Genomic DNA, 12,818 nt, shown 5'->3' with positions numbered 1-12,818 from the left:
AAAGGAGACAAACGGTTTACCGATTATTTGGCGGAAGTCCGCCAGGCGGCGCTTGAGGCGTATGAGCATCAGGACTACCCGTTTGAAGAGCTTGTGGAGCGGCTCGGCGTGCAGCGGGACATGAGCCGCAATCCGCTGTTTGATGCGATGTTTATTCTTCAGAATATGGAGCGAGAGGAGATAAATCTGGCCGGTCTGAAGGCGTCACGATCAGAGCATACCGAACATGATGTATCAAGTTTTGACCTGACCTTATCAGCGGCTGAATCCGATGGAAACATCCGCTTTGAAATGGAATTCAGCACCGAGCTTTTTATGAAAGAAACGATTGAACGATGGATGGGCCACTTACTGAATCTCTTGCGCCATGTTGCCGCCGAACCGGAAGTCATACTATCGAAAGCTGACATTTTGGATGAAGAAGAAAAACAAAAGTTACTGATTGAGTTTAATAACACACAAACCGAATTCATGGAAAAACACAAACTGTTTCACCAGTTGTTTGAAGAGAAAGCAGAAGAAACGCCTCATCAGACCGCTGTTATTGAAGGAGCACAGCAGATCAGCTATTCGCTGCTTAATGAGCGGGCAAATCGGCTTGCGCGAACATTACACAAAAATGGATTCGGTCCGGGAAAAAGAGCCGCCATATTGGCAAACCGTTCGATTGAAGCGATCGTCAGTGTTCTCGCCGTCATGAAATCGGGAGGGGCGTATATACCGGTTGACTCCCATTATCCCGAGGAACGGATTCGCTATTTATTAAAAGACAGCGCGGCATCCGTCTTGATGGTGCAGTCAGAATACAAAGAACTTGCTTCACAGCTGACGGATAACAATTTATTTCTCATTCAGCTTGATCATGAAGATCAATACGATATTTGTGCAAAGAATATTCAGCCGGCAGCGTCACCGGATGATACTGCATATATCATATATACTTCGGGAACAACGGGAACGCCGAAGGGAGTCGAAGTCAGAAATCGCAGCTTTACGCATGCAGCACTTGCATGGCGCAGGATTTATGAGCTTGATCTTATACCGGTCAGAGTGCTGCAGATGGCGAGTTTCTCATTTGATGTATTTTCAGGGGATCTTGCACGCGCCCTGCTAAACGGGGGAACGCTTGTCATTTGTCCGGATGACGTCCGGCTTGAGCCACAACAGCTTTATCGGCTCATTGATCAGCACCGTATCACGTTTATGGAGTCGACACCCGCGCTGATTGTTCCGTTTATGGAATATATATATCGCCGGAAGCTCGCGCTGCAAAGTGTAAAAATACTTGTACTGGGTTCAGATATGATCAAGTCGCAGGATTTTTATACGCTTCAAGAACGCTTCGGAAAAGAAATGCGGATCATTAACAGCTACGGTGTAACAGAAGCGACAATTGATTCTTCGTATTATGAAGCTAAAATGAGCGAAGAGCCGCGGGAAGATGATGTGCCGATCGGTGTTCCGCTTCCGAATGTACAAATGTACGTCTTAAACAAAGACAAACAGGTCCAGCCGATCGGCGTTTTCGGAGAGCTGTATATCGGGGGCGCCGGCGTCGCCAAAGGATATTGGGGACAGCCTGAGCTGACAGAGGGCGCATTCAGTGACCCGTTACAAACGGGAGAAACGCTTTACAGAACCGGAGATCAGGCTTGCTGGCTGCCGGATGGAACTCTTCGCTTTCAAGGGCGGATTGATAAGCAGGTGAAGATCAGAGGCTACAGAATTGAGACGGGAGAAATAGAAAGTGTGCTTTTGAAACACGATCAAGTCAAAGAAGCGGCTGTTACCGTGATGAAAGATGCCGAAGGACAAGCCCGATTAGCGGCATACATCGTTCCTAAAGAGGCCGATATCTCATCACTCCGCCAGTCTCTTATGCAGGAGCTTCCGGCTTATATGATGCCGTCTCATATTATCGGTTTAGACAGCATGCCCCTGACACTGAACGGCAAACTTGATAAATCGGCATTACCGGCAGAACAGATACATTCATCACAGGCATTTGTCGCGCCCGGCGATGAAAAACAGGCGATGTTATGCCGGATTTGGGAAGATGTGCTTCATATTCAGAAAGCGGGAATTCATCACTCTTTTTTTGAGCTTGGGGGAGATTCCATTAAGGCGCTTCAAGTGTCAGCCCGACTCGCCGGAGAAGGCTGGAACATGTCGATCCGCGATTTGTTTCAGTTCCCGACGATTGCAGAACTCGCGAAGCACCTCACGCCGGCTGTTGCAACGGCTGATCAGGGGCCGATAGAAGGAAGCGCTCCGCTGACACCGATCCAGCAGAGATTTTTTGAGGAGCCGGGTGCGTTTGAGCTTCATTATAACCAATCAGTCATGCTGTGCACTGAAGACAGCCTCGAAATAGATGCGCTGTACCAGGCGGTTTGCGCGCTGACAGAACATCATGATGCGCTGCGAATGACTTTCACTGAAAATGAGCATGGGGAAGCCGTTCAATATAATCGCGGAATCACAAAGCAGCATGAAGAAATATTTACGCTTAACGTCATAGATATTTCAGAAGAAACGCAGCCCGAAAAACGGATAGCCGCTGAGGAAGAAGAAATACAGCAGGCTATGCGCCTTGATCAAGGCCCTCTGCTTCATCTCGGAGTGTTCCGGCAGAAGGAAGCCGACCATCTTCTTATAACGATTCATCATCTTATCGTGGACGGCGTGTCATGGAGGATATTGCTTGAAGATCTGCAGACAGCTTATCAGCAGGCATTAGAAGGCAAACAAATCGAACTGCCGCCGAAAAGCGATTCTTATATAAAGTATGCCGAAGAGCTTTTTGACATTTCCAAGAGCAAAGTATTGCTGGAGGAAGCCGCATACTGGGACAGCGTGATGTCTAGTGAAACAGCGCCGCTGCCGAAAATAACTGATGAAAACGCCGGACGATTGCAGGAAAACGCCCGCACTGCATCGTGGATATTAAGCAGCGAAGTCACGAAACAGCTGCTGTTGGAAACACAGCAGGCATACGGAACGGATGTTCATGAATTGCTTTTAACGGCGCTTGGAATGGCGCTTCATGAGTGGACGGGTTCTGAACAGATCCTTATCAGCACTGAGGGGCACGGTCGCCAGGGGCATATTCCTGACATTGATATGTCAAGAACGGCAGGATGGTTTACATCTGTTTACCCGGTGCTTTTGGATATGAGAGTGCCGGGCGGCTCAGGTGAAAAGACCGCTCACCGCATAAAGACGGTAAAAGACATGATGCGACGGGTTCCTCATCACGGAACCGGCTACGGGCTGCTGAGATATTCGCGGAACATTCTTTATAAAGACCCAGAAATAAGCTTTAACTATCTCGGTGCGTTTGACGGTCTTGAGGGAACGCTGAAGATGTCACCGTTCAAGCCGCAGCATGATATAGCGGCCGGGCGCATCCGCGAGTTTGATCTGGATATTAACGCGATGGTGGCGGCCGGGCAACTGGAGGTAAAAGCCGTTTATACAAATGTATTTGCACCGGGGGCAATCGAGTTCTTCATGAATCGTTTCCATACTCACCTCGAGGACATCATCGCCCACTGTTCCGGCAAGAAAGAGCGGGAAAAAACATTAACGGATTACAGCCATACAGAATTGACCGCTCAAGCACTATCAAGCATTGAAGATCTCGTAAAAGGACTTTAATTTCATAAAAAGGTGTGTGGCATTCGTGACACAAGCGACAGAAATTCAAGATATTTACCCTTTATCATATATGCAGGAAGGCATGCTGTTTCATTCGCTTCTGGATTCCGGATCAAACGCATATGTCGAGCAGATTTCATTTACAGTCAGCGGGGATTTATGCATTGATACATTCCAAAAAAGTCTGGATATGCTTGTCAGCCGCTATGATATTTTCAGAACGATTTTCATAAAAGAAGTGCCTGACCTTGAAGGTCCGCAGCAGGTTGTCCTTTCACGCCGTGACACAGCCGTACAGACTGAGAACATTTCAGACTATTCGGAAAAACGGCAGCAAAGCATCATTGACAAATTCAAGGAAACCGACCGGCATAAGGGGTTCGATCTGCAAAAAGGCCCCTTAATGCGCCTGACTCTTTTTCAAACAGGAGAAAACCGCCATACATGCGTTTGGACTCATCATCACATTATGATGGACGGCTGGAGCTTGGGCATTGTGCTGAAAGATTTCTTCAGCATGTATTATGCGATCCGAAACGGGCGGCCTGTAAACCTCGGCAGTCCGGCTCCTTACAGCTCTTATATCAAATGGCTCCGAAGCCGGAATAAAGAAGAAACGTCAGCGTTCTGGTCGCGTTGCTTGGAAGATTACGGAGATGTCGTTTCCGTCCCGCAAACGAAGAATAAGCCGGCGCAAAACGGTTATGCATCTGAGCATTTTCAATTTTTCCTTGAGTCTGAAACCGTGCAAAAGCTGACAGACATTGCCCGAAGCACCGGGGTCACGCTGAATACTTTGTTTACGAGCATTTGGGGACTGCTTCTCCATCGTTACAACGGCACTGAAGATGCGGTATTCGGTTCAGTTGTTTCCGGCAGGCCGTCAGCTATCGCCGGCATCGAATCCATGGCCGGACTGTTTATCAATACCGTGCCGGTAAGGGTGCGCGCGGCTGGTGATATGACTTTTTCTTCTCTTCTCAAAAAGGTGCAAAAAGAGTCACTTGCTGCGGAAGAGCACAGCTATTATCCGCTTTATGACATTCAAAACGAGAGCGGTCTGCAAAAAGATCTCTTGAACCATATCCTTGTCTTTGAAAATTATCCGGTTCAAATGCAGGCTGCGGTAAACGGCTGGCAGCAAACGGAAAGCAGTGCGCTCTCACTTGAAAACTTTTCGATGGCGGAAGAAACCAATTACGATCTTAACGTCGTCATCGTTCCGGGAGAAGAGTTTTATGTGAAATTCAGCTACAATGCGGGCATCTACGATCGGGAAGACATGAAACGGATCAAAGGGCACATTCTGGAGGTCATCTCCTGTGTAACGGAAGATCCGGACAGGCTTTTATCAAGCATCAGTCTCGTGCCTCCGGAGGAAGAAGCCCTGATTCATTCGTTTAACGAAACGAACCGTCCGTACCCTGAGACAACCGTTCATGGGCTGTTTGAAGAACAGGCGGCAAAAACGCCTGATCAAGAGGCGTTGAGATATAACGGGGTAAGCTGGAGCTACAAGAAATTAAATCAGCGGGCGAATCAGATTGCGCATGCGTTAAGGGAAAAAGGCGCACGCCCCGACCAGATCACCGCTGTTATGCTGCGCCGATCAATTAGTACGGTTGCCGCTCTGCTCGGAATTTGGAAGTCGGGCAGCGCCTATATGCCGATTGATGCGGAATTTCCGCCTGAACGGATTTCATTTTTACTGAGAGACAGTGAAGCCTCACTGCTCGTGACTGAAAAAGACCTGCTCCCCCTCATTCCGCCGCATTTCAAGGGCAGCGTCGTCATCATGGAGGAAACGGTTTCCCAGCAGACCGCACCGCTTCCGCCGGTATCTGACAGCGGAAATTGGGCGTATGTCATTTACACCTCCGGAACGACAGGCCGGCCGAAAGGGGTGCTTGTACAACACAAAGCGATCAGCAATACATTGCAATGGCGGCGTGAAGAATACGGGATGACAGAAGGGGACGTAGCGCTTCATCTTTTTTCATACGTATTTGACGGGTCATTAACGAGTCTTTTCACTCCGCTTCTGTCGGGCGCCTGTGTATTGTTAACTGATGAAGATGATGCGAAAGACGTCCTTTCAATAAAACAGAAAATCACCCGCCACGGGGTGAGCCATCTTCTGATCGTTCCGTCTCTTTATCGCGTTCTGCTTGATTCGCTGACGAAAAAGGATGCGCAGACGCTTCGGGCGGTGACATTTGCCGGGGAAGCGGCCACTCCTGATATCGTGGAAGCGAGCCGCGGCATATGCCCGAATGCCGAGCTGCTGAATGAATACGGTCCGACGGAAAACAGTGTGGCCACGACGATTCTGCGCAACCTTCAAAAAAGCAGCCGGATTACGATCGGGCGCCCGATTGCCAACACTTCTGTCTATATGATGCACGGAGATCGGATGCAGCCGGTCGGAGCCGTCGGTGAACTGTGTATTTCCGGAAAAGGTCTGGCGGACGGATATTTTCAGCAAAAAGAGCTGACGGACAAAGTCTTTACCCCTCATCCGTTTCGTGAAGGTGAACGGCTGTACAGAACGGGAGATGCAGCCCGATTTTTACCGGATGGAACGATTGAATATATGGGACGCTTTGACGATCAGGTGAAGATAAGAGGTTACAGAATTGAATTAGGAGAAATCGAAACGGCACTCAGAAGTCTGTCCGGGGTAAAAGAGGCGGCAGTCACCGTGCGCAAAGCGGCGGACGGGGAACAGGAGCTTGCAGCTTATGTCGTACTGGAAAACGCGGGTGTGACATTTGACCCTCATGCCGAATTGGCCGGGAGATTACCTGCTTATATGATACCGGGAAGCTTTACCAAATTAACGGAGATGCCGCTTTCTGTGAGCGGAAAACTTGATCGGGCCGCACTTCCTGAGCCGAAAGAAGCCGAGAGAACCGGTGATTATCAAGCTCCGCGCACAATGCTTGAGACTGAGCTGCTGTCTATTTGGCAAGAAGTGCTGAAACGGGAACACATCAGTACGAGAGATGATTTCTTCCAAATCGGCGGACAGTCGCTGAAAGCCGCGTCGCTTGTTTCAAACATACATAAACGGCTGCAAATTGAGCTTGCCGTCCGCCATGTTTTTGAACATCCGACAATCGAGAGCATGGCCCGCTTCCTTGAACAGAGGAAAAGAGGAGAATATGCAGAAATCACGCCTGCTGTGGCAAAGGACATGTACCCGCTATCTTTTGCGCAAAAAAGGCTCTATGCCCTTCACCAGCTTGCGGCGGACAGCACGGGCTATCATATGCCCGCTTGTCTGGAACTGAGCGGCAGACTCAACCGGGATCGTCTGCACGAAGCCTTTTCAGCGCTGTTACAAAGGCATGAAGCGTTACGCACATCATTTGTTTTACGAAACGGGGAGCCGATGCAGCACATACATTCACATGTCGATCTTGACCTCACAGAGATTCACATGCCATCCGGGAACCTTCTTCAAGAGGTGATGGAAACTTTCGTCAAACCGTTTGACGTGGAAAAAGCGCCGCTTTTGAGAGTGACTTTAGCCAAAGTCACTGAAGAACGTCATTTTCTGCTGCTTGATATGCATCATCTTATCGCAGACGGTGTGTCAATGAGCGTTCTGATTCAAGAATTGACGGATTTATACAGAGGAAAAGAGTTGCGGCCGTTAAAACTCCAATACAAAGATTTTTCCGTCTGGCAGCATGAGCGGTTTGCCGCTGAAGAATTCAAAAGACATGAGCGTTATTGGCTGGAGACGATCGGGGAAAACATTCCCGTACTTGATCTGCCGCTCGATAAAAAGCGCCCGCAGCTTCCTGATTTCAGCGGGTCCGTTGTTCGAACGCGCCTTCAAAAGGAAACGGCGGAGAATTTACGCCGGCTCATGGATGAGACGGGTTCGACGCTGTATATGATTCTTTTGGCAAGCTACTCCTTGTTCCTTTCTAAATTGAGCGGGCAGGAAGACATTGTCGTCGGTTCACCTGCGGCCGGCAGAAGCCGCGCTGAGCTTGACGGGGTCATCGGCATGTTTATAAATACCGTGGCAATGAGAAGCAGGCCGAAAGGGGATAAGACATTCCGCGCTTATTTAGAAGAGGTGAAAATGCTCGCCCTCGGCGCGGCCGAACATCAGGACTTCCCGTTTGAAGAACTTGCCCAAAAGCTTGATACACACCGGGAAGTCAATCGCAATCCGCTGTTTGATGCCATGCTCGTTTTGCAAAACAGTGATGATTTCGAAGTGAACCTTCCGGGCTTAGCCGTTTCTTCACATGCAGTGAAACATGACATTTCAAAATTCGACTTGACGCTTCATGCCGAGGAACGGCCGGATGGCTCACTGGATTTTCATTTTGAATACAGTACCGCGTTGTTTGAAAAAGATACGATCGAACGGTGGGCCGGTCATTTTAAAGAGCTTTTAGGACAAATCGCAGCGGATTACGAACGGAAGCTGTCTGACATTCATTTGCTGGGCATAAACGAGCGGCAGATGCTTCTTCAAGCGGAAAATCAAACGGCGGAGTATCCGAGGCATGAAACGATTGTCAGTTTATTTGAAGCACAGGCGGAAAAAATGCCGGATCAAATTGCAGCCGTCATGTCTCATGAGCGTCTCACCTACCGCGAGCTCAATGAAAAGGCGGATCGAATCGCCGATATGCTGTCGGAAAACGGCATCCGCTCCGGACAGATTGTCGGAATTATGACCGAACGATCTCCGGATATGCTGATTGGGATTCTCGGTATTTTAAAAGCGGGAGGAGCTTATCTGCCGATTGATCCTGACTATCCGGACGAGCGGATTTCATTTATGCTGACTGACAGCGGCGCGCGTGCTCTGTTGACGCAATCGGATCTTGGGATATCCGGAATGGACGGGCTGCCGGTATTATACATCGATAAGCCTGAATCCGTTTCAGCAGACAGAACGAAAGAAATGATAACGCCTGAACAGCCGGCTTACGTGATTTACACATCGGGTACAACCGGAAAACCGAAAGGCGTTATGACGGAACACCGCAATGTCATCAGCCTTATCACACATAAAGGACTGCCGTTTGATTTCGGCTCTGAAGACGTCTGGACGCTGTTCCATTCCTATTGCTTTGATTTTTCTGTCTGGGAAATATTCGGCGCGCTCTTATACGGCGGAAAGGTAGTTATCGTGCCGAAAGACACAGCCCGTGATCCGCATTTGTACCGGCAGCTGCTGCAAAGTGAAGGCGTAACGGTGCTGAACCAAACGCCGACGGCTTTTTCCGGACTCATTCATGAAGAAGCCGGGCATACGGACAAGCTGAAGCTTCGATATGTCATTTTCGGCGGAGAGGCGCTTCAGCCCGGCATGCTGAAAAGCTGGAAAGAGAAGTACCCGGAGACGGAGCTTGTTAATATGTACGGTATTACGGAAACCACGGTTCACGTCACATGCAAAAAACTGAATATGGATGATATTGAGAGAAACAAAAGCAATATCGGCAGACCGTTGGAAACCCTTCATGCTTTTGTCATGGACGCTTATATGAATCCGCAGCCGATCGGAATTCCCGGTGAGCTTTATATCGGCGGGGAAGGCGTCGCGAGGGGGTATGTAAACAGGGATGATTTAACCGCCTCCCGTTTCATCACGAATCCGCACGGCATGCGGCTCTACCGGACGGGCGATATCGCCAAAAGGCTCTCAAATGGCGAGCTGGAATATGTCGGGCGGAAAGATGCGCAAGTAAAAGTCAGAGGCCACAGAATTGAGCTGGGAGAAATTAAATCAGCGCTGCAGGAGCTTTCCTTCGTGAAAGAGGCCGCCGTGATCACACGTGCTGATCAGCACGGTCAGCACTCCATTTACGCATACGCGGTCTTACACGGAAACGAAAAGATAAAAGAAGCAGAGATTCAGGCCTCTCTCAGAGCTTTTCTGCCGGAATATATGATTCCCGCCCGCTTGATAGAGCTTGATGAACTGCCTTTGACGGCGAATGGGAAGCTGGACGAGAAGGCGCTCCCGCAGCCTGAATTAAATGATAGCCTTGGAGATGATATCAGCCTGAGAAATGAAACTGAAGAAATGATGGCTGACATTTGGGAAGAACTCTTAGGTGTTGAAGGCCTCGGTCCCAATGCTCATTTCTTCCATCTCGGCGGGGATTCGATTAAAGCGCTGCAAGTATGTGCGAGGCTGAAACAGCAGGGCTATGAAACGACCGTCCGCGAGCTGTTCGAGCATCAGACACTGGGAGAAGTATCGATGCGGCTTCGGAAAGTCCGCCGCGTGATTGATCAGGCTCCCGTCACGGGAGACGTGCCGCTGATGCCGATCCAGCACTGGTTCTTGTCGCAATCATTGCCGCACGATCATTTTAATCAGTCCGTTATGCTCCGCAGTGCGGACAGAATCAATGAAATCGCCATGAGAAAGGCGCTGGCACAGCTCGCGGTTCATCATGACGCATTACGGATGATATGCGGCACGCAAAACGGATCGGTGATTCAATACAACAGGGCGGCAGACCTTTCTGAAGAAGAACTCTTTACGTTTGAAACGCATGACGTGAGAGAGAAAGGTTCATTACAAGAGGAGCACGCCGCAATTGAACAGGCGGCCGCCCGTATTCAAACTTCCATTCGGCTGGAGACGGGGCCGCTCGTAGCTGTCGGATTATTTCACGCTAATGATGGCGATCATCTGCTGCTTTCCATTCATCACCTTGTCATTGACGGTGTATCATGGCGGATTTTATTTGAAGATCTCACCGCATGCTACAGGCAGGCGCTCGAAGGAAAAGAAACCGCGCTTCCGGCAAAAACCGATTCCTATCAGACTTACGCGAAGCAAATCTCTGATTATGCAAAAAGCCGCCGGCTGTTACAGGAAGCAGACTACTGGTCCGAAAGAGAAAAAGCGGCGGTCAAACCGCTTCCGAAAGATGCCCGCATCTCTTCCAATCTTCTGAAAGATACAGATGTGATGACCGTTACATTGACAAAACAGGAGACTGAGCAGCTGTTAACGGAAGCGAACAGAGCATACACAACAGAGACGGGTGAATTATTACTTGCCGCGTTAAGCCTTGCGCTGAACAGATGGACCGGAAACGAGACATTCAAAATCAGCATGGAAGGCCACGGAAGGGAAGAGCACTTGGAGCATCTTGATATCAGCAGAACCATCGGCTGGTTTACGTCAATTTATCCGGTATTGGTTGACGCAAGTTTTCAAGATCAGGCTGATGACGGCGAGCGGCTCGGCTATCACATTAAACGGACAAAAGACATGATGCGCCGCATTCCGCATAAAGGAGCGGGATACGGGGTGCTGAAATATATAAGCAAACTCTGGGAAGAGACTGAATCCGATTCTCCTGAAATCAGTTTTAACTATCTGGGGCAGTTTGACAGGGAGATCCGTTCCAGCGGCTTTGGTGTTTCTCCCGTAAAAGCGGGAAATGAAGTCAGCCCGGACTGGGAACGTCCGTACACACTTGATATCAGCGGCTCCGTATCGTCGGAATGTCTCAGCATGCATGTCGTGTACAACCGTTTTCACTATCAAAAAGAAACGATTGAAGTTTTGACGGGATATTTTCATACCGCTCTCAAGCAGATCATCACGCATTGCACAGGCAAGGAGGAGCGTGAATGGAGCGCCGCTGATTTCAGTGACGAGGAGTTAACGCTGGAAGACCTGAGTGACATTATGGGAGCCGTCAACAAACTATAGAAAAGGAGTGGCGCAATGGGGCAGCAACCGGAAATACAAGATATATATCCTTTATCTTTTATGCAGGAGGGCATGCTTTTTCATTCTCTGTTGGATCATGACTCAAGAGCCTACTTCGAACAAGCGGTGTTTACGATCAACGGACAGCTTGACCGGGAACGATTCCAAAAAAGTATAGATGCTGTTTTTGAACGATACGATATTTTCCGTACGACATTTATTCATAAGAATGTGGCGAAGCCCCGCCAAGTCGTGTTGAAAAACAGGCCGAGCCGCGTTCAGTTTCATGATATTTCTCATTTGGACGAGAAGGCACAAGACAAATATGCCGACCGGTTCAGAAAAGAAGATAAAGATAAAGGCTTTGATTTGCAATCAGACCCTCTCATGAGAGTCTCTATTTTGAAAAAAGCGCCCGAACGCTATGTTTGTATATGGAGCCATCATCATATCGTCATGGACGGCTGGTGCTTCGGAATTGTCATGAAGGAATTTCTGATGATCTATCAATCTCTCGGAGACGGACGGCTTCCGTCTCTTGAGCCTGTTCAGCCTTATGGGAAGTATATTAAATGGCTCATGATGCAGGATCGTAAAGAAGCCGAGATTTTTTGGAAAACGAGACTTGCCGATCTTGAGCAATCGGCGTCTCTTCCGAAAAAATCCGCGGAACCAAATGGCGAACTTGAGCAGGCGGTTTTCACCATTTCTGAAGAGCAGACAAATGAGCTGAAGAACATTGCGGCAAGGGCGGGAGCAACGCTGAATACAGTGTTCCAGGCACTGTGGGGCATTTTGCTGCAGCGTGTCAGCCGCTGTGATGACGCCGTTTTCGGTTCAGTCGTTTCCGGCCGGCCGTCGGATCTCGCAGGCGTGGAAAAAATGGTGGGACTGTTTATTAATACGATTCCCGTGCGGGTGAAAAGCGGTTCATTTTCTTTTCTGGAGCTCGTCAGGCATTTGCAGCAGGAGACGCTGCAAGCAGAAGCGTACAGCTATTATCCGCTGTATGACATTCAGGCGCAAAGCCCTTTGAAGCAAGCGCTGTTTGACCACATTATCGTGTTTGAAAATGTGCCGGCCCAGCGTGAAGTTGAAAATGTGAGTCAGGCCGGTTCATTTGATTTTGCGGTAGAAGATTTCACGATGGAGGAAGTCACAAACTACGGATGCAGCATAAAGGTGATTCCGGGAAGTTCTCTTTATATCCGCTTAAACTTTGATACCGGTATATACGATCGTGTTTTTATGAAGAATATCGAAACATTTTTACGGCATATGATGAAGTCAGTCATTTCCGACCCTGAAATGAGCGCCTCCGAGATCGCATTGCTGGATGCGTGTGAAGCCAGAAATATGCTGGATGCGTTTAACCGTACAGAAGCGGTTGAACCGCCGGCTCCGACGCTTCACGGGCTGTTCACCCGCCGCGCCGCGCTTT

The 12,818-nt window shown here is 49.1% G+C and carries 3 protein-coding genes; all 3 read left to right on the top strand.

Going from position 1 to position 12,818, the window contains the following annotated elements; translation table 11 throughout:
• A partial coding sequence (locus tag G9F75_RS19525) for a non-ribosomal peptide synthetase (RefSeq protein WP_167409325.1) occupies positions 1 to 3,660 on the top strand: 3,660 nt, incomplete at its 5' end.
• A 25-nt stretch (positions 3,661 to 3,685) separates the two neighbouring features.
• Positions 3,686 to 11,377, top strand: coding sequence for a non-ribosomal peptide synthetase (locus G9F75_RS19520; RefSeq protein WP_167409324.1), 7,692 nt, complete (start codon positions 3,686 to 3,688; stop codon positions 11,375 to 11,377).
• 15 nt (positions 11,378 to 11,392) lie between these two features.
• Positions 11,393 to 12,818 (top strand): condensation domain-containing protein (locus tag G9F75_RS19515; protein WP_260399153.1); only part of this gene is annotated, 1,426 nt, incomplete at its 3' end.

Origin of the sequence: Bacillus sp. EKM208B, from assembly GCF_011800725.1 — a bacterium.
In the GTDB taxonomy this organism is placed as follows: Bacteria; Bacillota; Bacilli; order Bacillales; family Bacillaceae; genus Bacillus; species Bacillus velezensis.
The sequence above is the reverse complement of the archived record's forward strand: the minus strand, read 5'-3'. Positions and strand labels throughout refer to the sequence as shown.